General features: G+C 66.8%; 24 protein-coding genes. 16 read left to right on the top strand and 8 right to left on the bottom strand.

All coding sequences use genetic code 11. The features are described from left to right. Positions 1 to 140 precede the first annotated feature (140 nt). The 3 genes from G5V65_RS08465 to der are packed head-to-tail and all read left to right on the top strand — an operon-like array spanning position 141 to position 3,740. The gene (locus G5V65_RS08465; RefSeq protein ID WP_165048905.1) at positions 141 to 824 is read left to right on the top strand and encodes a tetratricopeptide repeat protein; all 684 of its coding nucleotides are present in this window, start codon (positions 141 to 143) and stop codon (positions 822 to 824) included. 52 nt (positions 825 to 876) lie between these two features. Next, on the top strand, positions 877 to 2,226 hold the full coding sequence (locus G5V65_RS08460; protein ID WP_343162830.1) for an outer membrane protein assembly factor BamB family protein: 1,350 nt from the start codon (positions 877 to 879) through the stop codon (positions 2,224 to 2,226). A gap of 47 nt (positions 2,227 to 2,273) precedes the next feature. Continuing rightward, positions 2,274 to 3,740, top strand: coding sequence for a ribosome biogenesis GTPase Der (gene der, locus G5V65_RS08455; protein WP_165048903.1), 1,467 nt, complete (start codon positions 2,274 to 2,276; stop codon positions 3,738 to 3,740). Between the two features lie 138 nt (positions 3,741 to 3,878). Here der and G5V65_RS08450 read toward each other — a convergent pair whose 3' ends face one another. Beyond that, complete coding sequence (locus tag G5V65_RS08450; protein ID WP_165048901.1) at positions 3,879 to 4,580, bottom strand: hypothetical protein; 702 nt, start codon at positions 4,578 to 4,580, stop codon at positions 3,879 to 3,881. Further along, on the bottom strand, positions 4,577 to 5,869 hold the full coding sequence (gene serS / locus G5V65_RS08445; RefSeq protein ID WP_165048898.1) for a serine--tRNA ligase: 1,293 nt from the start codon (positions 5,867 to 5,869) through the stop codon (positions 4,577 to 4,579). Before serS ends, G5V65_RS08450 begins: the two co-directional genes overlap by 4 nt. 474 nt (positions 5,870 to 6,343) lie before the next feature. Here serS and G5V65_RS08440 point away from each other — a divergent pair, with 474 nt between their 5' ends. The 10 genes from G5V65_RS08440 (at position 6,344) to G5V65_RS08395 (ending at position 13,865) form a co-directional block, all read left to right on the top strand. After that, positions 6,344 to 7,183: a 2OG-Fe(II) oxygenase gene (locus G5V65_RS08440; protein ID WP_165048896.1), complete on the top strand. Its 840-nt coding sequence runs from the start codon at positions 6,344 to 6,346 to the stop codon at positions 7,181 to 7,183. A 183-nt stretch (positions 7,184 to 7,366) separates the two neighbouring features. Beyond that, on the top strand, positions 7,367 to 7,693 hold the full coding sequence (gene yajC, locus G5V65_RS08435; RefSeq protein ID WP_165048894.1) for a preprotein translocase subunit YajC: 327 nt from the start codon (positions 7,367 to 7,369) through the stop codon (positions 7,691 to 7,693). Positions 7,694 to 7,709: 16 nt separating this feature from the next. After that, the gene (gene secD, locus G5V65_RS08430) at positions 7,710 to 9,377 is read left to right on the top strand and encodes a protein translocase subunit SecD (protein ID WP_165048892.1); all 1,668 of its coding nucleotides are present in this window, start codon (positions 7,710 to 7,712) and stop codon (positions 9,375 to 9,377) included. A gap of 11 nt (positions 9,378 to 9,388) precedes the next feature. Then, positions 9,389 to 10,363, top strand: coding sequence for a protein translocase subunit SecF (gene secF, locus G5V65_RS08425; RefSeq protein ID WP_165048889.1), 975 nt, complete (start codon positions 9,389 to 9,391; stop codon positions 10,361 to 10,363). A 9-nt stretch (positions 10,364 to 10,372) separates the two neighbouring features. Next, the gene (locus G5V65_RS08420) at positions 10,373 to 10,735 is read left to right on the top strand and encodes an Mth938-like domain-containing protein (protein WP_165048887.1); all 363 of its coding nucleotides are present in this window, start codon (positions 10,373 to 10,375) and stop codon (positions 10,733 to 10,735) included. 211 nt (positions 10,736 to 10,946) lie between these two features. Next, positions 10,947 to 11,576, top strand: coding sequence for a heme ABC exporter ATP-binding protein CcmA (gene ccmA, locus G5V65_RS08415; protein ID WP_165048885.1), 630 nt, complete (start codon positions 10,947 to 10,949; stop codon positions 11,574 to 11,576). Positions 11,577 to 11,727: 151 nt separating this feature from the next. After that, positions 11,728 to 12,384, top strand: a complete 657-nt coding sequence (gene ccmB, locus G5V65_RS08410; RefSeq protein ID WP_165048883.1) for a heme exporter protein CcmB — start codon at positions 11,728 to 11,730, stop codon at positions 12,382 to 12,384. Positions 12,385 to 12,437: 53 nt separating this feature from the next. Further along, positions 12,438 to 13,166: a heme ABC transporter permease gene (locus G5V65_RS08405; protein ID WP_165048881.1), complete on the top strand. Its 729-nt coding sequence runs from the start codon at positions 12,438 to 12,440 to the stop codon at positions 13,164 to 13,166. After that, positions 13,163 to 13,324 (top strand): heme exporter protein CcmD, encoded by a 162-nt coding sequence (ccmD, locus tag G5V65_RS08400; protein ID WP_206526725.1) that lies wholly within the window; start codon positions 13,163 to 13,165, stop codon positions 13,322 to 13,324. Before G5V65_RS08405 ends, ccmD begins: the two co-directional genes overlap by 4 nt. Then, on the top strand, positions 13,317 to 13,865 hold the full coding sequence (locus tag G5V65_RS08395) for a DsbE family thiol:disulfide interchange protein (protein ID WP_241250496.1): 549 nt from the start codon (positions 13,317 to 13,319) through the stop codon (positions 13,863 to 13,865). The genes ccmD and G5V65_RS08395 overlap by 8 nt, the downstream gene beginning before the upstream one ends. A 516-nt stretch (positions 13,866 to 14,381) precedes the next feature. Here the strand turns inward: G5V65_RS08395 and acnA are convergent. Further along, positions 14,382 to 17,069, bottom strand: a complete 2,688-nt coding sequence (acnA, locus tag G5V65_RS08390; protein ID WP_165048879.1) for an aconitate hydratase AcnA — start codon at positions 17,067 to 17,069, stop codon at positions 14,382 to 14,384. A 289-nt stretch (positions 17,070 to 17,358) separates the two neighbouring features. Here acnA and G5V65_RS08385 point away from each other — a divergent pair, with 289 nt between their 5' ends. Continuing rightward, positions 17,359 to 18,060 (top strand): DUF1223 domain-containing protein, encoded by a 702-nt coding sequence (locus G5V65_RS08385; protein ID WP_165048876.1) that lies wholly within the window; start codon positions 17,359 to 17,361, stop codon positions 18,058 to 18,060. Between the two features lie 8 nt (positions 18,061 to 18,068). On the opposite strand, the gene G5V65_RS08380 is transcribed toward G5V65_RS08385, so the two are convergent. Next, positions 18,069 to 18,944, bottom strand: coding sequence for a DMT family transporter (locus tag G5V65_RS08380; RefSeq protein ID WP_165048874.1), 876 nt, complete (start codon positions 18,942 to 18,944; stop codon positions 18,069 to 18,071). Positions 18,945 to 19,404: 460 nt separating this feature from the next. Here G5V65_RS08380 and G5V65_RS22085 point away from each other — a divergent pair, with 460 nt between their 5' ends. Continuing rightward, a complete protein-coding gene (locus G5V65_RS22085; RefSeq protein ID WP_206526724.1) occupies positions 19,405 to 19,965 on the top strand; it encodes a hypothetical protein in 561 nt (186 codons plus the stop codon). Here the strand turns inward: G5V65_RS22085 and G5V65_RS08370 are convergent. The 4 genes from G5V65_RS08370 to dddP all read right to left on the bottom strand — a co-directional run bounded on the left by G5V65_RS08370 (position 19,940) and on the right by dddP (position 24,342). Continuing rightward, positions 19,940 to 20,998 (bottom strand): FliG C-terminal domain-containing protein, encoded by a 1,059-nt coding sequence (locus tag G5V65_RS08370; protein WP_165048872.1) that lies wholly within the window; start codon positions 20,996 to 20,998, stop codon positions 19,940 to 19,942. The genes G5V65_RS22085 and G5V65_RS08370 overlap by 26 nt on opposite strands. Before the next feature lie 72 nt (positions 20,999 to 21,070). Continuing rightward, the gene (locus G5V65_RS08365; protein WP_165048870.1) at positions 21,071 to 21,256 is read right to left on the bottom strand and encodes a hypothetical protein; all 186 of its coding nucleotides are present in this window, start codon (positions 21,254 to 21,256) and stop codon (positions 21,071 to 21,073) included. A 140-nt stretch (positions 21,257 to 21,396) separates the two neighbouring features. Continuing rightward, a complete protein-coding gene (purB, locus tag G5V65_RS08360; RefSeq protein WP_165048867.1) occupies positions 21,397 to 22,698 on the bottom strand; it encodes an adenylosuccinate lyase in 1,302 nt (433 codons plus the stop codon). 297 nt (positions 22,699 to 22,995) lie between these two features. Beyond that, a complete protein-coding gene (dddP, locus tag G5V65_RS08355) occupies positions 22,996 to 24,342 on the bottom strand; it encodes a dimethylsulfonioproprionate lyase DddP (protein WP_165048865.1) in 1,347 nt (448 codons plus the stop codon). 129 nt (positions 24,343 to 24,471) lie between these two features. On the opposite strand from dddP, the gene G5V65_RS08350 reads away from it, so the two are divergent. Beyond that, positions 24,472 to 25,254, top strand: coding sequence for a heme-dependent oxidative N-demethylase family protein (locus G5V65_RS08350; protein WP_165048863.1), 783 nt, complete (start codon positions 24,472 to 24,474; stop codon positions 25,252 to 25,254). The last annotated feature ends 9 nt before the right edge of the window (positions 25,255 to 25,263 follow it).

Genomic DNA, 25,263 nt, shown 5'->3' with positions numbered 1-25,263 from the left:
ACCTTGTCAGCCGGATGTGGAGAAATTTGGACAGTTTGCAGGTATCGCTGCGGCGGGCGGATCGTCACCGCAGATGGGGGCAGGGCTTGGCAAGGGTTCCTGCTTGCGTGTAAGACGGGGGAAAAGGACTGGAGAGGCCCGTGAGCAATCCTGACAGCTTCATCGAAGAGGTGACCGAGGAGGTCCGCCGCGACAGGCTGTTTGCACTGTTCCGCAAATATGGCTGGATCGGCGCGCTGGTCGTGCTGGGCACGGTGGGCGGGGCGGGCTGGACGGAATGGACATCCGCCCGCGAGGAAGCGCGCGCGCAGGCCTTTGGCGATGCGGTGCTGGATGCGCTGGATCTGGGCGCGCCCGAAGAGCGGGTGGCGGCGCTGGAGGCGGTGGCGACGGACGGGTCGCAGACGGCGATCCTGAAGCTGCTGCTGGCCTCGGACCCGGTGGCCGACCGGGCCACGACGCTGGCCGCGCTGGAGGCGCTGGCCGCCGATGCCAGCCAGCCGCCGAGCTATCGCGATCTGGCCGCGCTGCGGCGGGTGGTTGTGGCCGGGGCCGAGATGCCCCTGTCGGAGCGGCGCGCGCTGCTGGACGGGATTGCCGCGCCGGGGCGGCCCTATCGCGCGATGGCGCTGGAGCAGATGGCCTATCTTCTGGTCGAGGACGGCAAGACGGACGAGGCCATCGCGGCGCTGACGGCGCTTCTGTCGGATCAGGAGGCCACTTCGGGCATCCGGACGCGGGCACAGGAAATGATCGTGGCACTGGGCGGCGAGGTGGCACCTGCCGCCGAGGCGCCGGTCGCGGCAGGGGATGATGCAGGCTGACGCGCCCGGTGGGCGCGGCGTGCGGATGCAGGGAAAGATGGGGGCCGGGACGGTGAAACGCAGGTTTTGGGTGACGATCTCTGGTTTGGCCATGGTGACGGCCCTTGCCGGATGCGAACGGGAACTGATCCTGCCCGGCGAACGCTTTCCGGTGCGGGCCGATCTGGACGCCTCGATCCCGGTCGAGGGGCAGCCCGCCCCCGTGGCCCCGCCGATCCGGCCCGAGAACCGGGCCGAGCCGATTTCCCTGCCCGCCGCGGTGGCCAATGCCGACTGGAGCCAGCGCGGCGGCGCGGCCAATCATGCCCAGCCGCATGGCGCGCTTTCGGCCAGCCCGGTGCGGGTGTGGTCGGTCAATGCAGGCAAGGGCAACAGCCGCAAGAACCGCGTGAGCGCGGCCCCCGTGGTGGCGGAAGGGCGCGTCTTCACGATGGATGCGGCGGCGATGGTGCAGGCCACCTCGGCCAATGGCGGGGTTTTGTGGCAGACGGATCTGACGGCGGAATTCGACCGGGGCGGCGGCGTGTCGGGCGGTGGCCTGGCGGCGGGCGCGGGCCGGGTCTATGCCGCCACGGCCTATGGCGAGCTGGTGGCACTGGATGCGGCCAGCGGCGGCGTGGTCTGGCGGCAAAGGCTGGACAGCGCGGTGACGGGCGCGCCGACCGTGTCGGGCGGGACGGTCTTTGTTTCGGGGCGTGACGGATCGGGTTGGGCGATTGCCGCCGATACGGGCCGTGTGCGCTGGACCGTGCCGGGGGCCGTGGGCAGCACGGGGATGATCGGGGCGGCGGGGCCGTCGGTCGGGGATAACCTTGTCCTCTTCCCCTTTGCCAACGGGTCGATCACGGCGGCGCTGAAGGTTTCGGGGGTGCAGGTCTGGCAGGCCCCGGTGACGGGGCAGCGCGTGGGCCGCGCCTATGCGGGCGTGACCGACATCACCGGCGATGCGGTGGTGATCGGGGATGTCACCTATGTGGGCACCGCCTCGGGCCGGACGGCGGCGATGGATACCTCATCCGGCGAGCGGATCTGGACGGCGGTCGAAGGTGCGCTGAACCCGCCGCTGGTGGTGGGCGGATCGGTCTTTCTGGTGAATGACGAGAACCGCCTTGTCCGGCTGGATGCCGCGACGGGCGAGCCGATCTGGGCGATCGACATGCCCTATTTCACCAAGGAAAAGCCCAAGCGGCGCAAGGCGATCGTTCCGCATTTCGGCCCGGTTCTGGCGGGCGGACGGCTGGCGGTGGTGTCGGGCGACGGGCAGCTGAGGCTGTTCAACCCGGCCGATGGCGCGCTGGTAGGCGGGGCGGAAATCCCGGGCGGCGCCTCGGCCCCGCCGGCGCTGGCGGGGGGGACGCTTTATGTTGTCAGCAACAATGGGCAACTTCACGCTTTCCGTTGACCTGATCCGCGTGTAAGGGGTTCCCCTTCGGAATTCAGGAGCGGCAGATGAGCTTCACCCTTGCGATCGTGGGTCGCCCCAATGTGGGCAAGTCCACGCTGTTCAACCGCCTTGTCGGGCGCAAGCTGGCGCTGGTCGATGACCAGCCCGGCGTGACGCGCGACCTGCGCGAGGGCGATGCGCGGCTGTTCGACCTGCGCTTTACCGTGATCGACACGGCGGGGCTGGAGGAAGTGACCGACGACTCGCTTCAGGGCCGGATGCGGCGGCTGACGGAACGCGCGGTGGAAATGGCCGATGTCTGCCTCTTCCTGATCGACGGGCGGGTGGGTGTGACGCCATCGGATGAGGTATTCGCCGATATCCTGCGCAAGAAGAATGCGCGCGTGGTGTTGGGGGTGAACAAGGCCGAGGGCGCCGCGGGCGACAGTGGCGCGTTGGAGGCATGGAGCCTTGGTCTGGGCGAGCCGGTGCGGCTGTCGGCGGAACATGGCGAGGGGATGGATGACCTGTATCGCATCCTGATCCCCTTCCGCGAGGAATTCGCCGAGCGCGAGGCCGCGAACACGCCCGAGACGGAGGTCGATATCCCCGAGGAGTTGGGGGATGAGGAGGCCGATCCCGCGGCCCATCGCCCGACCGCGAAGAAGCCCCTGCAGATTGCCGTGATCGGGCGGCCCAATGCGGGAAAATCCACGCTGATCAACAAGATCATCGGCGAGGACCGTCTGCTGACGGGGCCCGAGGCCGGGATCACGCGGGATGCGATTTCGGTGCGCGCCGACTGGCAGGGCACGCCGATCCGGATCTTCGACACGGCGGGGATGCGCAAGAAGGCGCGGGTGACGGAGAAGCTGGAGAAGCTGTCCGTCGCCGACGGGTTGCGCGCGGTGCGCTTTGCCGAGGTCGTGGTGGTTCTGCTGGATGTGGAGATCCCCTTCGAGACGCAGGATCTGCGGATTGCGGATTACGCGGAAACCGAGGGGCGGGCAGTCGTCATCGCGGTGAACAAATGGGATCTGGAAGACGATAAGCAGGAAAAGCTGGCCGAACTGAAGGAGATGTTCGAACGGCTTCTGCCGCAGTTGCGCGGGGCTCCGCTGGTGACGGTATCGGCCAAGACGGGGCGCGGGCTGGACCGGCTGCATGACGCGATCTGCCGGGCGCATGATGTGTGGAACAAGCGGATCACGACGGCGCGGCTGAATTCCTGGCTGGGGGCGATGACCGAGGCGCATCCGCCGCCGGCGCCCGGGGGCCATCGGATCAAGCTGCGCTACATGACGCAGGTGAAGGCGCGTCCGCCGGGTTTCGTGGTGATGTGTTCGCGCCCTGATGAGATGCCCGAAAGCTATAAGCGCTATCTGGTCAACGGGCTGAGGGACCATTTCGAGATGCCGGGCGTGCCGATCCGGATCATGTTCCGCAGCCAATCGGACAAGAACCCGTTCAAGGAGCGCAAGTTCCACACGCCAAGCCGGTTGCGCAAGCATATCGAGGGACGCAAGGACTGATCCTGGACGAATCCCCCCCACCCCCGGCCCCTCCCCCGCGAAGGGCGGGGGAGGGGAGGGCGCCGTCAGGCGACCGGGGGTGGGGGTGGCTGGCGTCGGATTTGGGTATTTACGCCAAGATGAAGGGGCGGGGCGGTCTTATCCCTGCCGGCTGGAGCGCAGGACGAGGGCCATCAGGCCGATGCCGATGCCTGCGAGGATGGCGACGACGGGGTTCAGCCCGGCATTGGCCACGGTGATGCCGATCAGCGCCCAGATCACGGTGAGGCCATAGACGGGCATCCGGGGCTTTTGCCGCTGGGTCCAGGTGGCAAGGGCCAGGGTCAGGGCAATCATGGCCACGGCGGCGACAGTGTCCGACATGAGCCCATATCCCGCGATCACCACCCCGGAGGAGACGGCTGCCGCCGCCGACAGCCAGCCTGCAAGGATGGCGATGGGGGCGGAGAGAAGCCAGCGATCGGTTTCCGTATCGGCGCGCAGGAAGGCGGCGATGGCGGCGGCGGCCATGATCAGGATTGTGACCGTGGCCCAGATAGGGGCGACCGGGGCGATGGAAAGCCAGGCCGAGCCCAGGGCGATGGCCAGGGCCAGTGGCAGGCGCGGCCTGTCCCAGGCCGGATTTTCCGAATGTTTCCAAAGGCCCAGCACGGCATGGGAAATGAGCCAGAGGTAGATCACGCTCCAGATTCCAAAGGCATAGGCGGCAGGCTGGATGGAGGGGCGGGCGATCTGCACCGGGAAGAGGGCGGGGTCGTAGCCGCGGAAGGGGGGCGTGAGGAAGGGGGCCGCGCCGAAGGCGAGGGTGACGAGGAGGAGGAGGGCGGCGCGGGCCTTCATGCCAGCGCGCCCTCGGGGGTGATGCGGGTCTTGCCGCCGAGATAGGGGTGGAGGGCGGCGGGCAGGTCGACCGAGCCATCGGCCTGCTGGCCGTTCTCCAGCACCGCGATCAGGGTGCGCCCGACTGCGAGGCCGGAGCCGTTAAGTGTATGGACGAATTCGGGTTTTCCACCACCCGCCGGGCGGAAGCGGGCGTTCATGCGGCGGGCCTGGAAGTCGCCGCAGACGGAGACGGAGGAGATTTCGCGATAGCGGTTCTGGCCGGGAAGCCAGACTTCCAGATCATGCGTCTTCTGCGCGCCAAAGCCCATGTCGCCGGTGCAAAGCACGATGGTCCGGTAGGGAAGCCCCAGTTTTTCAAGGATATTTTCCGCGCAGCGCGTCATCCGTTCATGTTCGGCGAGGCTGGTTTCGGGGGTGGTGATCGACACCATCTCGACCTTTTCGAACTGGTGCTGGCGCAGCATGCCCGTGGTGTCCTTGCCCGCGGAGCCGGCTTCGGAGCGGAAGCATTGCGTATGGGCGGTCATGCGGACAGGCAGTTGATTTTCTTCCAGAATATCGCCCGCCACGGTGTTCGTCAGCGTCACCTCGGAGGTGGGGACAAGCCACCAGCCATTGGTTGTCTGATAGCTGTCCTCGGCGAATTTGGGGAGCTGGTTGGTGCCATACATGGCGTCTTCCTTGACGAGGACGGGGGTCCACATCTCGGTTAACGCATGGTCGTTCACATGGGTGTCGAGCATCATCTGCGCCAGCGCCCGATGGACGCGGATCACCGCGCCGCGCAGCACGACGAAGCGCGCGCCGGAGAGTTTGGCGGCGGTCTCGAAATCCATTCCGGGCTTCACGCCCGGGATTTCGAAATGTTCCAGCGGCTTGAAATCGAAGGCGCGGGGGGTGCCCCAGCGGCGGAGTTCGACATTGTCTTCCTCGTCGCGGCCTTCCGGCACATCGGCGAGCGGCAGGTTCGGGATGCGCATGAGCATGTCGCGGAGCGCGTCGTCCCGGGCATCGGCCTCGGCCGTCAGCTGCGCGATTTCCGCTTTTTTTTCAGCCACTAGCGCGCGGAGGCGTTCGAATTCGGCGTCATCGCCGCGCGCCTTGGCGGCGCCTACGTCCTTCGACGCGCGGTTCTGGTCGGCGGTCGCGGTTTCGGCGGCGACGATCCGGGCGCGGCGGTCGGCGTCGAGGGCGAGGATCTCGGGCGAGGCGGGGGGGAGGCCACGGCGGGCGAGGGCCGCATCGAAAGCGGCGGGGTTTTCGCGGATGGCGCGGATATCGTGCATGGCCCTGTCCTCTGGCGGTCAACGGGGGTGGTATGCCTGTTTTGGCGCGAAAGGGGAAGGGGGCGGCAAGGGGCTGATCTTGCAGGGAAAGAGTTTTGGGGGCGTTCAGCAGCGCAGTGCAGACGCGCAGTGCAGAGGGCTGTGCATACAAATCGGGATAGGGACGGCCGGGCAAAGGTGGTTAAGGGTGCGCGGGCGCACAGGATGGAGAGACCCCGCCCCGGACCTGATCCGGGGCCTCCTGCCGGGGTGGAGGCCCCGGGTCAGGCCCGGGGCGCGGGGGTGGCGGGGGGTGATGTGGGGCCTTTCGCCGGGGCGGAGGGCCAGGGGCGCGCGGCGGGGTGGGCTGGGTTTTGGACCTTGGTCCGGGACTTTGGGGGGATGATCGGCTTGTCAGGGATCGGGTAGGGATTAACATGGATTAAATCCGTTCCGGCCCATCCGCGGCCGGAGCCCCAGCCGACCGGAGCCCCCATGACCCGACCCGTCCTGCCGATCGACCCCGAGACCCTGCTGATTTCCACCGATGCCGCACGCGAGGCGGCGCGGCCCCATGCCGAGGCCTATCGCGCCGCCCAGCCCTATCCGCATGGCGGGTTCGACGATTTCCTGCCGCCCGAGATCCTGGAGCGGGTGCTGGTGGAGTTGCGCGACCTGCCCGAGGCGGAAACCAGCTTTGACCGGGCGCAGGAGCGGCTGAAGACCAGCTATACGCCCGAGCGGCTGGGCACCTATACCAAGAACCTGTTCTATGCGCTGAATTCCAAGCCCTTCATCCTGTTCCTGGAGGAGTTGACGGGGATCACCGGGCTGATCCCGGACCCCTATTTCTCGGGCGGGGGGATCCACCGGATCGAGACGGGGGGGCATCTGGATATCCATGCCGATTTCAACCATCACGCCAAGATGAACCTGGAGCGGCGGCTGAATGTCCTGATCTATCTGAACCATGACTGGAAGGCCGAATATGGCGGTTCCTTCGAGTTGTGGGACAAGGAGATGAAGGGGATGGTCAGCTCTTTCGTGCCGAGCTTCAACCGGATGGTGTGTTTTTCCACCACCTCGGACAGCTGGCATGGCAATCCGTCGAAGGTGAACCACCCCGAGGGCCAGCCGCGCCAGTCCATCGCGCTTTATTACTACACGGCCACATGGGATGCGACGCGCAAGGGCCATACCACGCTGTTCAAGCCGCGCCCCGGCACGGCGGACCAGAAGGACAAGCGCACGGCGCGGATCGAGCTGATGCAGGATCTGCTGCCGCCCATCGTCTATCGCAAGGTGGCGGGGCTGATGTACCGGCTGGGGATCTGAGCCGGGCGCGAAGATCGGCGACGAGGGGCTGGCAAAGCGGGGGGGCGCACTTATATCGGGGCGGCGCGGGCCTTGTGGGGGATGGCTTCGGGGGCCGCCTTGCCTTCGATAGCCCCCGCCTATAGGGTGCGCGCCAAATCGCCGGGGCAGCCCGGCCCCTGACGAGACAGTGAGAGGACGCCCATGTTCGCAACCCCCGCCTTTGCACAGGCCGCCGGCGCCGGTGCCGGTTCTGCCTTTGCCTCTTTCATCCCGCTGATCCTGATCTTCGCGATCATGTATTTCCTGCTGATCCGCCCGCAGCAGAAGAAGATGAAGGAGCACAAGTCCATGGTCGAGGCGCTGCGGCGCGGGGATCAGGTCGTCACGCAGGGCGGGATCGTCGGCAAGGTGACCAAGGTGCAGGAAGACGGCATGGTCGAGGTGGAAATCGCCGATGGCGTGAAGGTGAAGGTGATCAAGGGCACCATCGCCCAGGTGATGAACAAGACCGAACCGGCCGCGGCCTGAACCGAAAGCCCAAGCCATGCTGCAGACGCCGCTTTGGAAGCGCATCCTGATCTGGGCGACGGTTGCGCTCGGTCTGGTGCTGGCGGCCCCGAACCTGTTCTATTCCCGGGTCGAGGGCCATAATGATGCCGCGCAGGCGGTGGAGGCGGCGGGTTTTGCCACCGTGGAACAGCAGGCGGCGCTGGATGCCTGGCCGTCCTGGCTGCCATCGGGGATCGTGAATCTGGGGCTGGATCTGCGCGGCGGCGCGCATCTTCTGGCCGAGGTGCAGGTGGCCGATGTCTACAAGGCGCGCATGGATGGCTGGTGGCCGGAAGTGCGCGACGCGCTGCGCGAGGTGCGGGCGGATGTGGGGGCGGTGCGCCGCCAGCCCGCGACGGACCCGGCCGAATTGCGGGTGGAGATCGAGAACGAGGCGGGCATGGCGGCCGCGGTGGCGGCGGTGAATGCGCTGGCCTCGCCCATCGTGTCGCTGACGGGGATCGGCGAGAATGACATCTCGGTGACGGCCGAGGGCAAGACGCTGATCGTGGCCCTGTCGGAAAGCGAGCGGGCGGCGGTGGACCAGCGGACGATCCAGCAATCGCTGGAGATCATCCGCACGCGGGTGGATACGGCCGGCACGCGGGAACCCACGATCCAGCGCCAGGGCGCGGACCGGATCCTGATCCAGGTGCCGGGGATCGGATCGGCGAGCGAGTTGAAGGCGCTGATCGGGACGACGGCGAAGCTGACCTTCAACCCGGTGGTGCGGCGCGGCACATCCGAGGATGCGGCCCCCGGCGCGGGCAATGTGAGCCTGCCCTCGATGGACGAGGAGGGGGTCTGGTACACGGTCGAGGAGGTGCCCGTCGTTTCGGGCGAGGATCTGACCAATGCCAAGGGCGACTTTGACCAGAACGGGCGGCCCGCGGTGGCCTTCCAGTTCGATGCGCGCGGCGCGCGGGCCTTTGGCGATTACACGGCGCAGAACATCGGCGCGCCCTTTGCCATCGTGCTGGATGGCGAGGTGATCTCGGCCCCGGTGATCCAGAGCCATATCCCGGGCGGATCGGGGATCATCACCGGGAATTTCACGGTGGAAGAGGCGAACCGGCTGGCGGTGCTGCTGTCGGCGGGGGCATTGCCTGCGAGCATGACCTTCCTGGAAGAGCGGACCATCGGGCCGGAACTGGGGCAGGACAGCATCGACGCGGGCAAGGTGGCGGCGGTGATCGGGATGGTGGCGGTGAGCCTGTTCATGATCGCCTCTTACGGGTTGTTCGGGGTGTTCGCGGTGCTGTCGCTGGCGCTGAACATGGCGATGATCTTCGGGATCCTGTCGATCATCGGGGCCACGCTGACGCTGCCGGGGATCGCGGGGATCGTGCTGATCATCGGGATGGCGGTGGATGCGAATGTGCTGGTCTTTGAACGCATCCGGGAAGAGCTGAAGAATGCCAAGTCGCCCGCGCGGGCGATCGAGATCGGCTATGAGCGGGCCTTGTCGGCGATTGTCGATGCCAACCTGACGACGCTGATCACGTCGCTTGTGCTGTTCACCATGGGGGCGGGGCCGGTGCGCGGCTTTGCCGTGACGCTGGCCATCGGGATCGTGACCTCGGTCTTCACCGCGCTGTATGTGACGCGGCAGATGGTCGAGACATGGTACGGCCTGCGCCGCCCGAAAACCGTTTACGTATAGGAGAGCGCAGCATGGCATGGCGTCTGCGGCTTGCGCCGGAAAAGACAAACTTCGACTTCTTCCGCTGGCAGGGGGTGACCTTCGGCGGGTCGATGCTGCTGATGGTCCTGGCCTTTGTCGCCTGGGGCGTGATGGGGCTGAATTTCGGGATCGATTTCAAGGGCGGCACCACGATCCGCACGGAAAGCGCCCAGGCCGTGGATGTGGCGGCCTATCGCGCGGCGCTTGAGGAATTGCCGCTGGGCGATATCGCGATCACGGAAGTCTTCGATCCGACCTTCGGGCCGGAGCAGAATGTGGCGATGATCCGCATCGCGGCGCAGGATTCGACCGAGGCGGTGACGCCCGAGCAGATCGCCGCCGTCGAGGCCGCGCTGCGGACGATCGACCCGGCGATGACCTTTCCCAGCGTGGAAAGCGTGGGGCCGAAGGTATCGGGCGAGCTGGTCTGGGGATCCATCCTGGCGGTGGCGCTGACCTCCTTCGCGGTGCTGGCCTATATCTGGATGCGTTTCGAATGGCAGTTCGCGCTGGGGGGGGTGCTGGCGCTGCTGCATGACGTCTTCATCACCATCGGCATCTTCGCGCTGTTCCAGATCAAGTTCGACCTGACCATCGTGGCGGGGCTGCTGACGATCCTTGGCTATTCGATCAACGACACGGTGGTGGTCTTCGACCGGCTGCGGGAGAACCTGCAGAAATACAAGCAGATGCCGCTGCGCGACGTGATGAACCTGTCGGTGAACGAGACGCTGAGCCGGACGCTGATGACATCGGTGACCACGCTGATCGCGGTGGGGACGATGATGATCTTTGGCGGGGACGTGATCCGGGGCTTCTGCTTTTCCATCTTCATGGGCGTGATCCTGGGGACCTATTCCTCGGTCTATGTGGCCAAGAACATCGTGCTGTTCATCGGGCTGGACCGCAGCGAAAAGCCGAAGAACAAGGGCACGCCGGACGAGTTTGCCAATATCGACGCCTGAGGAACCGCGATGCGCCTGACCGAGATCAGCTATGGCACAGCCCAGCCGATCGCGGGCTATGGGCCGGGCTTCTTTCGGGTGGGGGCGCATGTGCTGCGGGGGGCCTGTCTGGTGACGCCCTGGGATGCCGGACCCTGGGGCGGGCTGGAGGACAGCGCGACGCCGCTGAGCCTGGCGGGGCGGATCGACGTGCTGTTCCTGGGCATGGGGGCCGAGATCGCCCATCCGCCCGCGGCCTTCCGCACGGCGCTGGAGGCGGGCGGCATCGGGGTGGAGGTGATGACCTCGCCCGCGGCCTGCCGGACCTATAACGTGCTTTTGAGCGAGGGCCGCCGGATCGCGGTGGCGCTGCTGCCCGTCGGGGGCGCGTGATGGCGCGCGGCGGGGTGGAAAAATTTTCGGCGAAAATTTTTCGGGAAGGATCTTCTCTGGAAGATCCTTCCCCCGCCCGGAGGGCGGGATCCGCTGGGGCTCTGGCGGTTTGCGATCCGGGAGCGACGCGGGGGGAAAAGTTTTCAGTGAAAACTTTTCCGAAAGATCTTCGCTGGAAGATCTTTCCTCCGCCCGAAGGGCGGGCCTCGGCATGGAGTTGAGCGTTTCCGATCTGGCGGTGGCGCGGGGGGGCTTGCGGGTGCTGGAGGGGCTGTCCTTCCGGCTGGCCGCGGGGCGGGCGCTGATCCTGCGCGGGCCGAACGGCGTGGGCAAGACCACGCTCTTGCGCACGCTGGCAGGGCTGCAGCCGCCGCTGGTGGGGCAGGTGTCGCTGCCGCCCGAGGCGATTGCCTATGCCGCCCATGCCGACGGGTTGAAGGCGGTGCTGACAGTGGCGGAGAACCTGGAATTCTGGGCCGCGATCCATGGCACCGACCGGGTGGGGCGGGCGCTGGAGGAGATGAACCTTGTCGCGCTGCGCAATCGGCTGGCGGCGAATCTCTCGGCCGGGCAGAAGCGGCGGCTGGGGCTGGCGCGGCTTCTGGTGACAGGGCGGGAGATGTGGCTGCTGGATGAGCCGACGGTCTCGCTCGATGCGGCTTCGGTGGCGCTGTTCGGGGGTGTGGTGCGGGCCCATCTGGCGGCGGGCGGGGCGGCGCTGATCGCCACGCATATCGACCTGGGCCTGGCGGAGGCGGAGGTGCTGGAGCTGGGCCCCTATCGCGCGAAAAGCCCGGCGGCGGGTGGCGCGCGCGGGGATTTCGACGAGGTTTTCGGATGAGGGCGGGGCGGGGAACCCGGCCAGAGGCGCGGCGCCCGGTGGCGGGCCGGGACGGGGGGCTGTCTGCCCCCCACGGCGCGTGCCGCGCCTCCCCCCGAGGGTATTTTTCCCAAGATGAAGCTGCGGGATCGAAAGACGGGGAGGGGCGCGCATGGGGGCGCTGCTGAGCCGGGACCTGCGGCTGGCGATGCGGGCGGGGGGCGGGTTCGGGCTGGGGCTGGCCTTCTTCCTGCTGCTGGCGGTGCTGGTGCCCTTGGGCGTGGGGCCGGAGGGCGGCACGCTGGGGCGGATCGCGCCGGGGATATTGTGGGTGGGGGCGCTGCTGGCCTGCCTGCTGTCGCTGGACCGGATCTTCGCGCTGGATTTCGAGGATGGGTCGCTGGACCTGCTGGCCACCAGCCCGATGCCGCTGGAGGCGGTGGTGGCGGTGAAGGCCCTGGCGCATTGGATGGTGACCGGGGTGCCGCTGACCCTGGTCGCGCCGGTGCTGGGGGTTCTGCTGAACCTGCCGGTCGAGGGCTATGGCTGGCTGGTGCTGTCGCTGGCCCTTGGCACGCCCGCGCTTTCGGTGATCGGGGCCTTTGGCGCGGCGCTGGTGGTGGGGGTGAAGCGGGGGGGATTGCTGCTGTCGCTTCTGGTGCTGCCGCTTTATGTGCCGACGCTGATCTTCGGGGCGGAAGTGGTGAAGCGGGGGGCGGCGGGGCTGGAGGTGGCGGTGCCGCTGCTTCTGCTGGCGGGGATCACGCTGGCGGCGGGGGCCTTGTTGCCCTTTGCGGCGGCTGCGGCAATACGGATCAACCTGAGGTGACGCTAGCGTGTTAGTGAGTTGAGACGCGCGCGAAGAGGATTTAGAGAGCCAGCATGTCGATCTGGGAATATGCCAATCCGAAGCGGTTCATGCAGACATCGGCCTGGGTCCTGCCCTGGGTGGCGGTGCTGGCGCTGGCCTGTCTGGTGGCGGGGCTGATCTGGGGGTTCTTCTTCACGCCGGATGATTTCCGGCAAGGGTCGACCGTGAAGATCATCTACCTGCATGTGCCAAGCGCGATGATGGCGATCAATGCCTGGGTGATGATGCTGGTCACCAGCCTGATCTGGCTGGTGCGGCGGCATCATGTGAGCGCGCTGGCGGCCAAGGCCGCCGCGCCGATCGGGTTGACTTTCACGGTCATCGCGCTGGTGACCGGGGCCTTCTGGGGGCAGCCGATGTGGGGGACGTGGTGGGCCTGGGACCCGAGGCTGACGTCCTTCCTGATCCTGACGCTGTTCTATCTGGGCTATATCGCGCTGTGGCAGGCGGTGGAGAATCCCGACACCGCCGCCGATCTGACGGCGGTGCTCTGTCTGGTGGGATCGGTCTTTGCGCTGTTGTCGCGCTATGCGGTGCTGTTCTGGAATCAGGGGCTGCATCAGGGGGCGTCGCTGTCGCTGGACAAGGAGGAGAATGTGGCGGATGTGTTCTGGCTGCCGCTTCTGGTGTGCATCGCGGGCTTCGTGCTGCTCTTCGTGGCGCTGGTGTTGATGCGGACGCGGACGGAGATCCGGGCGCGGCGGTTGCAGGCCTTGTTGGCGCGGGAGCGGCTGGCATGATGCCGGATCTGGGGAAATACGCCTTTGCCGTGCTGTCGTCCTATGCGGCCTCGCTGCTGCTGCTGGTGGCGCTGGTGGGCTGGACGATGTGGCGCGGGGCGCGGGTGAAGGCGCAGTTGCGCGAGGTCGAGGCGCGGCAGGAGCGCGAGAATGGCTAGATGGCTGATGGTGCTGCCGCCGGTGCTGTTTCTGGGGCTGGCGGGGATGTTCTGGGTGGGGATGCAGCGCAGCAATCCCGATGACCTGCCGTCGGTCTTCATCGGGCGGCAGGCGCCGGAGGTGCCGGCGCAGGCCCTGCCGGGCTATGCCGCGCTGACGGATGCGGATCTGCGGGCGGGCGAGGTGACGGTGGTGAATTTCTGGGCGAGCTGGTGCCCGCCCTGCCGGGCCGAGCATCCGGTGCTTTTGGAGATGGCCGCGCGGGGCATCCGGGTGGCGGGCGTGAACATGCGCGACGATGCGGCGGCGGCGACGAAATACCTGGAGGAGGAGGGCAATCCCTTCTTCGCGGTGGGCTTCGATCCCGATGGCAAGGACCGGGTGGAATGGGGCGTGACCGCGCCGCCCGAGACCTTCATCCTGCGGGGGGATGGGACGGTGGCCTTCCGCTTCATCGGGCCGCTGGTGGGGACGGATTACGAGGCGCGCTTCCTGCCCGCGCTGGAGGCGGCGCTGGCGGAAGAGGCCGGGTCGCCCTGACGCGGGCGGGCGCGGCGATTGCCGGATCAGGACTGCGGGAATGGAAAAAGGGGGGCAGGTGACTGCCCCCCTTTTCTGGCCTTCGCCCAAGGGAGAGCGGCGGCCGACCTGAAATCGAACTCCGGGAAATTCCGGTCACATACCTGAAAGCACAAGGCAGAGCAGGGCGAAGAGAAAAAGCCCTTCGCCCAAGGGAAGACACGCGCCGGGGCGCGCCATGCGCCTTGAGACAGGGGGGGGTGTTAAGACGATCATCTGGCGGTTCCCGGCGTGAGTGACACTCATACGCGACGGGATCAGAATAGCCGATTCCGGCGGGAACACAGTCCGCTTTGTTGGAAACAGTAGGTTTCCACAGAGGCGCGCACAGGCGCCGGGTTTTCCCCCGGTCCTGCGCGTGCGGCCTTGCGCGATGGCGGCTTTGTGCCTGGGGAATGCGGCGGGAAAGCGGCGGAAAAGCGGAAGCCCCGCGGCATTTCTGCCGCGGGGCCTGATGGTTGCAAGTTCCATGCCGGATCAGGCGGCGGCGAGGTTCCTGAGCACGTAATGCAGCACGCCGCCATGTTCCACGTATTCGATCTCGATCTCGGTATCTATCCGGCACTTGATCTGGATCGTCTTGGTGGTGCCATCGGCGAAAGTGATGTGGCAGGGGACCAGAGACAGGGGTTTCAGGTCGCCTTCCAGCCCTTCGATGGAGACGGTTTCATCGCCCTTGAGCCCCAGCGATTTGCGCGTGTCGCCATTGGTGAATTCGAAGGGGATGACGCCCATGCCGACGAGGTTGGAGCGGTGGATACGTTCGAACGACTCGGCGATCACAGCCTTGACGCCCAGAAGCGCCGTGCCCTTGGCCGCCCAGTCGCGCGAGGAGCCTGCGCCGTATTCGATGCCGCCGAAGATGACGAGGGGCGTGCCATTCGCCTGATAGGCCATGGAGGCGTCGAAGATCGAGGTCTGCGCGCCGTCCGGGCCTTTGGTGTAGCCGCCTTCGACGCCATCGAGCATCTCGTTCTTGATGCGGATATTGGCGAAGGTGCCGCGCATCATCACCTCATGGTTGCCGCGGCGGGCGCCGTAGGAGTTGAACTCCGACACGGGGACCTGACGGTCGGTCAGGTATTTGCCCGCAGGCGTGGTGGCCTTGAAGGAACCCGCCGGGGAGATGTGGTCGGTGGTGATCATGTCACCCAAGAGCGCAAGGACGCGGGCGTTCTTGATGTTGCTGATCGTGCCCGGGGTTTTCGCCATGCCGCGGAAATAGGGCGGGTTCTGGATATAGGTGGAGGAGGCGGGCCAGTCGTAGGTTTCGGCCTCGGTGATTTCCACCCCTTGCCATTTGGTGTCGCCCTTGAAGACGTCGGCGTATTTCTTGAGGAACGCCTCGCGCGTCACGGTGGCGTGGACGAGGTCGGCGATTTCCTTGTTCGTGGGCCAGATGTCACGCAGGTAGACGGGTTTGCCGTCCTTGCCGGTGCCCAAGGGTTCGGTGGTCAGGTCGATGTTCATGTCGCCTGCCAGCGCATAGGCCACGACCAGCGGCGGGCTGGCGAGGTAGTTGGCGCGGACATCCGGCGAGATGCGGCCTTCGAAGTTGCGGTTGCCCGACAGCACGGCGGTGGCGACGAGGTCACCTTCCGCGATGGCGGCCGAGATTTCGGGTTGCAGCGGGCCGGAGTTGCCGATGCAGGTGGTGCAGCCATAGCCCACGAGGTTGAAGCCCACGGCATCAAGATCTTCCTGCAGGCCTGCGGCGTTGAGGTATTCGCTGACGACTTGGCTTCCCGGTGCCAGCGAGGTCTTGACCCAGGGCTTGCGCGTCAGGCCGAGTGCGCGCGCCTTGCGCGCCACGAGGCCTGCGCCGATCAGCACATAGGGGTTGGAGGTGTTGGTGCAGGAGGTGATCGAGGCGATCACCACCTTGCCGGAGGAAAGCTTGTAATCCTCGCCCTTCACGGCGACCTCAACGCCCATCGGGCGCTTGAACGAGGCTTCCATTTCCTTGGCGAAGGAGGCCTTGGCATCGGTCAGCGGCAGATAGTCCTGCGGGCGCTTGGGGCCGGAGATGGCGGGGACGATCTCGCCCATGTCGAGATGCAGGGTCGAGGTGTAGATCGGATCGTAATCCGCGCCGCGCCACATGCCGTTGGCCTTGGCATAGGCTTCGACCAGCGCGATGCGCGCTTCATCCCGGCCCGTCTGGCGCAGGTAGCGCAGGGTTTCGTCGTCTACGGGGAAGAAGCCGCAGGTGGCGCCGTATTCGGGGGCCATGTTGGCGATGGTCGCGCGATCAGCCAGCGGCAGGTGATCGAGGCCTTCGCCGTAGAATTCGACGAACTTGTTCACCACGCCGTGCTTGCGGAGCATCTGCACGACCTTCAGGACGAGGTCGGTCGCGGTGGTGCCTTCGCGCATCGCGCCCGTCAGCTTGAAGCCTACGACTTCGGGGATGAGCATGGAGACGGGCTGGCCCAGCATCGCGGCCTCGGCCTCGATGCCACCCACGCCCCAGCCGAGGACGGCGAGGCCGTTGACCATGGTGGTGTGGCTGTCGGTGCCCACCAGCGTGTCAGGATAGGCCACTTCGTTGCCGTTCTGGTCTTTGTCGGTCCAGACGGTTTGCGCGAGGTATTCGAGGTTGACCTGGTGGCAGATGCCGGTGCCGGGCGGGACGACGCGGAAGTTGTTGAAGGCCTTCTGGCCCCATTTCAGGAACACGTAGCGTTCCATGTTCCGTTCATATTCACGGTCCACGTTGGCCTGGAAGGCGCGGGGGGTGCCGAATTCGTCGATCATCACCGAATGGTCGATGACGAGGTCCACAGGCACCAGCGGGTTGATCTTTGCGGCGGAGCCTTTCAGCCCGAGGATGCCGTCGCGCATCGCGGCGAGGTCCACCACGGCGGGAACGCCGGTGAAATCCTGCATCAACACGCGGGCGGGGCGGTAGGCGATTTCGCGCGGGTTCTTGCCGCCCATTTTCGCCCAGTCGCCGAAGGCGCGGATGTCGTCGACGCTTACAGTCTTGCCATCCTCGAAGCGCAGCATGTTTTCCAGCACGACCTTGAGCGCGGCGGGCAGGCGCGAGAAATCGCCCAGGCCCGCTTCCTGCGCGGCGGGGATGGAGTAATAGGCGACAGACGCGCCGCCTGCGGTAAGGGTCTGGCGGGTTTTTGCGCTGTCATGTCCGACGGTGACGGTCATGCTTGCCTCCTGCGAATGGCTGGCGTTCACGATGGACCCGGGAAGCGGGCCTCTCTGGGGTTTCCGATGCCTGAAAGAATCCTGTCGGGCAAGGGGTTCTGCGCTGTTGTATGCAATTGTATGCAGAAAATCCAGTCCCTTTCTGCGGGAAATCCGGCGGGGTGGGGGCGTGTCCTGCGGCACGCAGGGGCGTGAAATCCGGCGGCATGGCAATCGCAAAACCTTGATTGGCCGCGGGGGCGGGCTTTTTGTTACAGCAAGACGACGTTGGAAGATCGGGAAGGAACAGATGCGACATATCGTCAGCGGGGCCTGCGGGCTGCTTCTGTGCCTTGCCGCGCCGGTGGCGGCGCAATCGACCGAAGGCGTGGTGGTGGAGCTTTACACGAGCCAGGGCTGTTCCTCATGCCCGCCCGCGGATGAATTCATGGCCGAGCTTGCCACCCATGAAGAGGTGATCGCGCTGGCGCTGCATGTGGATTACTGGGATTACATCGGCTGGGAAGACAGCTTTGCCAAGGCCCAGTTCACCGAGCGGCAGAAGAGCTATGCCCGGGCGGCGAAGAGCCGGATGATCTATACGCCGCAGATGATCATCGGCGGGGTGGAGCGGGTCGAGGGCAATGAGCCGGAATCGGTGGTGAAGCTGATCGGCAAGCATCTGGCGGCGGTTCCGACGGTGCGGGTGACGCTGGAGCGGATGGGCGATCAGGTGCGCATCGGCGCGGTGGCGGATCGGCCCCTGCCGGGCGGAGCGGTGGTGCAGATGGTGCGCTATCTGCCCGCGGCGGAAGTGGCCATCGAGCGGGGCGAGAATGCGGGCCGCGTGGTGACCTATCGCAACATCGTGACGGAATGGAAGACGCTGGCGGATTGGCCGGGGCAGGCCCCTCTGGAGATGATGGCGGATGCGCCGGGGGCGGAGCCGGTGGTGGTGATCGTGCAGGAGCCGGGGCCGGCCTCGGTTCTGGCGGCGGCGCGGCTGGAGTGAGGCCCTGATCAGCCCGCGCGGCGCGCGCGGGTTTCGCGGTGCCAGACATAGAGCCCCGCGATCACGATGATCGCGGCCCCCAGCAGGGTAAGCGCGTCGGGCCATTCGTCATAAAGGATGATCCCCCAGCCCGTGGCGAGGATGATGCCCGCATAGCCGAAGGGGGCGATGGCCCCGGCCTCGGCCATCGAGAAGGCGCGGATCAGGCAGATCTGGGCCGCGGTGCCAAGCGCGCAGATGAGCGCGAAGCGCCAGAGGTCGGCCGCCGCGATGGGCTGCCAGACCATGGGCATCACGGCCGACATGACGATCGTGCCGAGGAAGGCGCCGTAGAACATGGCGGTCCAGGGGCTTTCGGTCATGCCGACCTTGCGGGTGAGCAGGGCGGCGGTGGCATAGGACAGGGCGCAGGCCAGGGGCAGCAGGGCGGCGGGGGTGAAGACATCGGCGCCGGGCCGGATGATGATCAGCGCGCCGATCATCGCGGCAAAGACGCCCGCGATCCGGCGCGGACCCAGTCTTTCGCCAAGGAAGAGCGCGGCGCCAAGGGTGATGAGGACAGGGTTCAGATCGGCGAGGGCCGTCGCCTCGGCCAGGCCGATATGGCCGAGCGAGGCGAAGAAGAAGCCGGTCGCCCCGAGCTGGGCCAGCGAGCGCAGCGCATGCAGCCCGGGATGGCGGGTGCGCAGGGCCGGGCCGAGCCGGATGTTCAGGATCAGCACCACAAGGAAAAGCTGCCCCGCGAAGCGCGCCCAGATGACCTGGGCGGTGGGATAGGTCTGGACCAGCCCCTTGGCCAGCGCATCCATCGCGGTGAACATCAGAAGCGACAGCAGCATGAGGACGATGCCCTGGCGGGTGGAGGCTTCGGTCGGGTGCTGCATCGCGGATTCCTTGCTGGGGCGGACCCTAGGCGGGCGGCGGGCCGGGTGCAAGGCGGCGCGTGGAGGAGGCAAGGGGCGTGCCGCCCCCTCTGCCGGCGCGTGCCGCGCCGTCATTCACCCCCTGCGGGTATTTGGGCCAAGATGAAGGGGCGGGCCGCCGGTGCGGGGGTGTTCCGGGAGGGGAGGCAAGGCCGAGGGGCTGGCCATGCGGGCGGCGTGGCCCCTGCGGCCCCGGTCCGAGGGGGAGATGAGCGGGAGGGAGAGCAGGAGGTGGACAGGCAGGGGCGGGAGTAGGGACGGGGAAAGGGGGACGGTGTGAGGTTGGAGAGGGGACGGAGGAAACAAGGGCAGGGAGGGACGGTGTGAGGGAGCGGGAGCAGGAGGTGAACGGGAAGGGGCAGGAGAGGGGGAGGGGGGTAGGTGGTGAGGGAAGGTGAGAAGGAGGTGAGGGGGGAAGGGGGTGGCAAAGGGAGAGAGGGACGGTGAGAGGGAGGTCACGGGGGAGGGACAGGCGAAGGAGGAGAGAGACTGTGAGCGGGCGGTGAAGGGAGAGGGGGACGGTGAAGCGGAAGGGGAAAGCGAAGGCGAAGGGAAAGCGAGGGCGAAGGCGAAGCGGAAGCGGAAGACGACAGGGAAGTGGAAGGCGAAAGGGAAGGCAAAGGCAAAGGGAGGGAGGGACGGTGAGAGGGAGGTCAAGGGGGAGGGAGAGGCGAAGGAGGAGAGGGACTGTGAGCGGGCGGTGAAGGGAGACGGGGACGGCGAGGCGGAAGGGGAAAGCGAAGGCGAAGGGGAAGCGGAAGCGGAAGCCGAAGGGGATGTGGAAGGTGAAAGGGAAGCGGAAGGCGAAAGGGGAGGCGAAGGCGGAGGCGAAAGGGAAGGGGAGGGCGAAGCGGAAGGGGAGAGCGAAGGCGAAGGCGAAAGGGAAGCGGAAGGCGACAGAGAAGTGGAAGGCGAAAGGGAAGGGGAAGGGGAAGGGGAAGGGGAAGGGGCCCCGGTCACTCCCCTTCCTGTTTCAGAGTGAGTTCGCCCGAGGCTTCGAGGTTGCGGATGGCGGTGGTGATCGCGGTGAAGGCGGCATCGGCGTCGCGGGGCGTGACGCTGCCCCGGGCGGCCATGTCTTCGCGCAATTGCTGCACCATGCGGGGGGAGAGCGCGGCGAGGATCTGTTCCAGGACGGGAGACAGGGCAGGATCGGCGGCGGCGGCGGCGAAGGCCGTGGTCAGGGTGGGCGCATCGACGGCGCGCAGGATGCGCGGCAGGTCGCGCGGGGCGATGCGGGCGGGGATATGGGCGAAGGTGAAGATCGCGCGGCGGACCTGTTCGGCGAAGCTGGCATCGGCCTCATCCAGCCCGGCGAGGACATCGTCGCGCGTGGTGGCGGGCGAGACGTTGAGGATGGCACCGATCCGGTCGACCGGGCCGGTGGAAAAGGCGCGGGGCGGGCGCTGATCCAGTTGCGCCAAGAGCGACAGGCCGATTCGGCGTAGGGTTTCCGGCGCGATGGCGGCGGTGCGCGACATGGCAAGGGCAACCCGGCGCGCGCGGTCGCCCGGCATGCGCGACAGAAGATCGGCGGCCCGGGCGACGGGCAGTTTCGACAGGGTGACGGCGGCGGTTTCGGCCGCCTCTTCCGCGATGAGGGGAAGCAGGTCTTCGGGCGGGAGGGTGGCGATGCGTTCCCAGGGATCGGTGCGGGCGGTGCTGGCGGCCATGCGGCGCAGGCGGCTGGCGGCATTGGGCGAGATATGGCCATCGACCAGGGCCAGCGCATCATCCAGCCCGTCGGGAAAGGTGAGGCCGGCGGCATCGAGCGCGGTGAGGAAGTCATCGACCACGGCGGCAAGCGTGGCACGATCCACAAGGCCCATGCGGGCCATCTGTTCGGCGAGGCGGGTCTGGTGATGTTCAGGCAGGCCCGACAGCGGCAGCGGCGCGCCTTCGGCCAGCATCAGCCTCACGATGATCGCGGCCTTTTCCGTGGGGGTGGTGCTGCGCGGCAGAAGCCCCGCGACCGGGGCGTTGCGCGCGAATGCGACAGGGCTTTCGTCCTGCATGGTGATCCTTCCCGATGCGACTTTCGGAAAGGGTAGCGGGGCCGGGTTAACCGGCCCTTACCGGGCCCCCGATCAGGAGGTGGTCTGCGGCACGCAGGTGCCCGATTTCGCATCGTAGACGGTGCCTTCGGCACAGGACGAGGCGGATTGCTGGGTTTTCTCCCAGTTGCAGCCGCCGCCGGCGAGGGCGAAGGTCGGCGCGAGGCCGAGGGTCAGGGCAATGAGGGTGGTCTTGATCTTCACGGGTCGTCCTTTCATGCGCGTGTTGCTATGGGCAGGGCGACCGGCCGTCGGAAAATCCGCATCCGGTACGTATCTTTGAAGGTAACATGGAATCGACAAAGGCAAGGATGGTTTTTTCCGTCCCTGCCGCAGGTCGTTTTCACGCTTTCGTGAGATCAGCCGAAGACGCGGGCGAAGATCGTGTCGACATGTTTGGTGTGATAGCCAAGGTCGAATTTCTCTTCGATTTCGGCGGGCGAGAGGGCGGCGGTCACCTCGGGATCGGCGAGGAGTTCGGTCTTGAAATCGGCGCCCTTCTCCCAGACCTTCATCGCGTTGCGCTGGACGAGGCGGTAGCTGTCCTCGCGGCTGACACCGGCCTGGGTGAGCGCGAGGAGAACCCGCTGCGACATGACCAGACCCTTGAACTTGTTCATGTTCTTCAGCATGTTCTCGGGATAGATCACCAGCTTTTCCACCACGCCCGCCAGGCGGTGCAGCGCGAAGTCGAGCGTGATGGTGGTATCCGGGCCGATGGCGCGCTCGACCGAGGAATGGGAGATGTCGCGTTCATGCCAGAGCGCCACGTTTTCCAGCGCGGGCGTCACGGACATGCGCACAAGCCGGGCAAGGCCGGTGAGGTTTTCGGTCAGGACCGGGTTCCTCTTGTGCGGCATGGCGGAGCTGCCCTTCTGGCCGGGAGAGAAGAATTCCTCGGCCTCCAGCACCTCGGTGCGCTGCATGTGGCGGATCTCGATGGCGATGTTCTCGATGCTGGAGGCGATGACGCCCAGCGTGGCGAAGAACATGGCGTGGCGGTCGCGGGGGATCACTTGCGTGGAGATGGGTTCGGGGATGAGGCCCAGTTGCGCGCAGACATGTTCCTCGACGCGGGGGTCGATATTGGCGAAGGTGCCGACGGCGCCGGAGATGGCGCCGGTCGCGATTTCGGCGCGGGCATTCACGAGGCGGGCGCGGTTGCGGGCCATTTCGGCATAGAAGCGCGCGAAGGTCAGGCCCATGGTGGTGGGTTCGGCATGGATGCCGTGGCTGCGGCCGATGCGGACGGTGTCCTTGTGTTCGAAGGCGCGGGCCTTCAGCGCGGCAAGCACCCGGTCGAGGCCGGCCAGCAGGAGGTCGGCGGCGCGGGCAAGCTGGATGTTCAGCGTGGTGTCCAGCACATCCGACGAGGTCATCCCCTGATGGACGAAGCGCGCCTCGTCATTGCCGATGATTTCGGCCAGATGGGTGAGGAAGGCGATGACGTCATGCTTGGTGACGGCCTCGATCTCGTCGATGCGGGCGACGTCGAAGGTGACGTCGCGTGCCTTCCAGACGGCTTCGGCATTGGCCTTGGGGATGACGCCGAGGGCGGCTTGCGCGTCGCAGGCATGGGCCTCGATCTCGAACCAGATGCGGAAGCGGGTCTGGGGTTCCCAGATGGCGACCATGTCGGGGCGGGAATAGCGGGGGATCATGGGGGCCTCATGTCAGGACGGGGTCGCGCAGGCCTTACGCCGGGACGGCAGGCGAGGCAAGGCGCAGGGCGGGGTCGGAGGGCACGAATTTTCTGCGAAAATTCTGAAGGAAGGGGGACTTTGCGTCCCCCTCGGCGCGTGCCGCGCCTCACCCCCTGCAGGATGTTTTCAGAACAGATGAAGGGAAAGGCGGGCCTGCTGCTTCATCTGTTTTCAAATATCCTCGGGGGTGAATTGGCGCGGCACGCGCCAAGAGGGGGCGGAAAGCCCCCTGATTCTTCGCAGAAAAATCGCAAATCACGGCTGGCCCATCAGGGCGCGGTCAAAGGGGTAGCGGGTCAGGTTCTCGCAGCCGGTTTCCGTGATCAGCACCTGATCTTCCAGCTTGATCGAGAAATCGCCGCCCTCCGGGCTGACCAGAGCCTCGACGCAGATCGTCATGCCGGGTTCCAGGACGGCGTCGAAGGCGCCCTCCATCCAGCCGTCGGGATAGGTGACATAGGGCCATTCATCGCAAAGCCCCACCCCGTGCATCTTGCAGGAGTATTTCTGCTTCCAGTAGCGGTCTTCCAGCTGATGGCCGCCGAAGGTTAGCTCGCGGATCGACACGCCGGGTTTCAGCCGCGCCTGATGGTCGCGGATATGGTCCAGCGCATGGGCATGGGCCGCGATCATCGCATTGGTCGGGCGTTCGTCGCCCACCCACCATGTGCGCGAGATGTCGATGCAGAAGCCGTAGGCGCCGATCAGGTCGGTGTCGAAGGCCACGATCTCATTGTTCTGCACGATCCTTGGCCCACATTCCTGAAACCAGGGATTGGTGCGGGGGCCGGAGGCGAGGAGGCGGGTTTCGATCCATTCGCCGCCGCGGCGGATGTTTTCGGCATGCAGGACCGACCAGATGTCATCCTCGGAGATGCCGCCCTTGGGCACGTTCTCGCGGGTGAAGGCCTCCATCGCGGCCACCGCGCTTTCGCAGGCATGCGCGGCGCAGCGCATGGCGAGCATATCGTCGGGGCCCTTGATGGCGCGGGTGCGTTCGGTAAGTTCTTCGCCCTCTGTCACCTCAAACCCGATGGCTTCCAGCGCGCGCAGGCCGTGGACCATGATCTTGTCCACTGCAAGGCGGCGATTGGTGCCGGCATGGTCGCGCATCACCTCGTCCACCTGGGCGGCGAAGGCGCGGGCGGCGGCCTCGCCCCGGTCGCCGGTGGAATTGTAGAAGAAGGTGGCGCCGGAGCGGAGTTCCTTCACCAGCGGGTTGAAGGTCACGAGGAAGGGGGAGTTCTTGTATTCCCACATCACCATATGCCCGTCGGCGCAGAGGAGGCAGGCGCGGAAGGGGTTGTGGGTGTTCCAGATCTGCATGTTGGTGGTGTCGGTGGCGTAGCGGATGTTCAGCGGATCGAACATCAGCAGGCCCCCGCAATCGCGGGCGTGGAGCGCCTTGACCAGCCTGTCCCAGCGGTATTCGCGCATCCGGGCGAGGTTCGGGGGGGTGAGGCCTGCGGCCTCCCACTCGGTGAAGGCAAGCTGGGTGGGGCCGATCTCTACCCGGTCATTCTCGTTCGGGGTGCCATCGGCGAGGCGGGGGCCGCGCGTCGGGTCGATCTTGCGGCGGTCGGCATGGTATTGGGCGGTCATGCGGCATCATCCCCCTGTCGGTTTTCCCGATGGTGGCGGGGGGCGGGGGTGCAGGATTGCCGGGGGGCGACGGGGCGCGTCGGATTCAGACCGGCTTGCACGGGTTTCGCGCGGCGGCTAGCAAGGGGCATGCGCGCGCCGGTTCTTCAGGACAGATTGCCCCATGTGCCGTGGATGGATCCGCGGACCTGGCGGCTGCCCGGGATGCTGCCCTGCGGGGCGGAGGACTGGATCCGCGCGGATGAGGCCTTTGCCGGGCAGATGGCCGAGCGCGACTGGCTGATCGCCACGCGCCAGCCACTGGTGCATGCGCTGCTGCCCGAGGGGCGGGCGGCGGCGGAGGAATTGCTGGAGACGGTGCTGGAGATCCTGTCGCGGCGGCCGGGCTATGGGGTTGATCCGGCGCGGGTGACGCGGCCGGATGGGGTGGAGGTGCGGGTGGACCGGGCCTATCCCCTGGTGACGCTGGGGCGGCTGGTGCAGGAGGATCTGTGCCTGATGCAGCGGCAGGGCGCGGAATCGGTGCTGACGGGGGCGATCCTGTGCTTTCCGGCCAGCTGGACGTTGGCGCAGAAGATCGGCAAGCCGATGACGGGCATCCATCGCCCGGTGCATCATTATGACGAAGAGATCGCGCGCCGGGTGCAGCGGCTGTTCGACATGGTGCGGCTGGGCCAGCCGCTGGAGCGCTATAATGCGCTGGTCTATGACGATCCGACGCTGTTCCAGCCGAGGCTGGAATTCGACAGGCGGCCCTATGCGGTGGAGCGGCTTTACCTGCGGTCCGAGCGGCAATGCATCCTGCGGCTGCCCGTGACGGAGGCGGTGGTGTTCTCCATCCACACCCATATCGTGCCCTTGGCACGCTTCACCGAGGCGGAGCGGGCGGCCATGGCCGAGGCGGGGCTGTAGCGGCGCGAA

The sequence above is a fragment of the Paragemmobacter kunshanensis genome, assembly GCF_011059185.1.
Lineage (GTDB): Bacteria > Pseudomonadota > Alphaproteobacteria > Rhodobacterales > Rhodobacteraceae > Paragemmobacter > Paragemmobacter kunshanensis.
The sequence above is the reverse complement of the archived record's forward strand: the minus strand, read 5'-3'. Positions and strand labels throughout refer to the sequence as shown.

Bases quoted from the DNA above. Each gene is read 5' to 3' on its own strand.
- ccmB (WP_165048883.1), top strand. From the start codon at position 11,728: ATGGGGGCGCTGCTGAGCCGGGACCTGCGGCTGGCGATGCGGGCGGGG.
- ccmD (WP_206526725.1), top strand. From the start codon at position 13,163: ATGATGCCGGATCTGGGGAAATACGCCTTTGCCGTGCTGTCGTCCTAT.
- G5V65_RS08405 (WP_165048881.1), top strand. From the start codon at position 12,438: ATGTCGATCTGGGAATATGCCAATCCGAAGCGGTTCATGCAGACATCG.
- G5V65_RS08380 (WP_165048874.1), bottom strand. From the start codon at position 18,944: ATGCAGCACCCGACCGAAGCCTCCACCCGCCAGGGCATCGTCCTCATG.
- G5V65_RS08395 (WP_241250496.1), top strand. From the start codon at position 13,317: ATGGCTAGATGGCTGATGGTGCTGCCGCCGGTGCTGTTTCTGGGGCTG.
- secF (WP_165048889.1), top strand. From the start codon at position 9,389: ATGGCATGGCGTCTGCGGCTTGCGCCGGAAAAGACAAACTTCGACTTC.
- serS (WP_165048898.1), bottom strand. From the start codon at position 5,869: ATGCACGATATCCGCGCCATCCGCGAAAACCCCGCCGCTTTCGATGCG.
- G5V65_RS08420 (WP_165048887.1), top strand. From the start codon at position 10,373: ATGCGCCTGACCGAGATCAGCTATGGCACAGCCCAGCCGATCGCGGGC.
- der (WP_165048903.1), top strand. From the start codon at position 2,274: ATGAGCTTCACCCTTGCGATCGTGGGTCGCCCCAATGTGGGCAAGTCC.
- G5V65_RS08440 (WP_165048896.1), top strand. From the start codon at position 6,344: ATGACCCGACCCGTCCTGCCGATCGACCCCGAGACCCTGCTGATTTCC.
- acnA (WP_165048879.1), bottom strand. From the start codon at position 17,069: ATGACCGTCACCGTCGGACATGACAGCGCAAAAACCCGCCAGACCCTT.
- secD (WP_165048892.1), top strand. From the start codon at position 7,710: ATGCTGCAGACGCCGCTTTGGAAGCGCATCCTGATCTGGGCGACGGTT.
- G5V65_RS08370 (WP_165048872.1), bottom strand. From the start codon at position 20,998: ATGCAGGACGAAAGCCCTGTCGCATTCGCGCGCAACGCCCCGGTCGCG.
- purB (WP_165048867.1), bottom strand. From the start codon at position 22,698: ATGATCCCCCGCTATTCCCGCCCCGACATGGTCGCCATCTGGGAACCC.
- G5V65_RS08365 (WP_165048870.1), bottom strand. From the start codon at position 21,256: ATGAAAGGACGACCCGTGAAGATCAAGACCACCCTCATTGCCCTGACC.
- dddP (WP_165048865.1), bottom strand. From the start codon at position 24,342: ATGACCGCCCAATACCATGCCGACCGCCGCAAGATCGACCCGACGCGC.
- yajC (WP_165048894.1), top strand. From the start codon at position 7,367: ATGTTCGCAACCCCCGCCTTTGCACAGGCCGCCGGCGCCGGTGCCGGT.
- G5V65_RS08450 (WP_165048901.1), bottom strand. From the start codon at position 4,580: ATGAAGGCCCGCGCCGCCCTCCTCCTCCTCGTCACCCTCGCCTTCGGC.
- ccmA (WP_165048885.1), top strand. From the start codon at position 10,947: ATGGAGTTGAGCGTTTCCGATCTGGCGGTGGCGCGGGGGGGCTTGCGG.
- G5V65_RS08385 (WP_165048876.1), top strand. From the start codon at position 17,359: ATGCGACATATCGTCAGCGGGGCCTGCGGGCTGCTTCTGTGCCTTGCC.
- G5V65_RS08350 (WP_165048863.1), top strand. From the start codon at position 24,472: ATGCGCGCGCCGGTTCTTCAGGACAGATTGCCCCATGTGCCGTGGATG.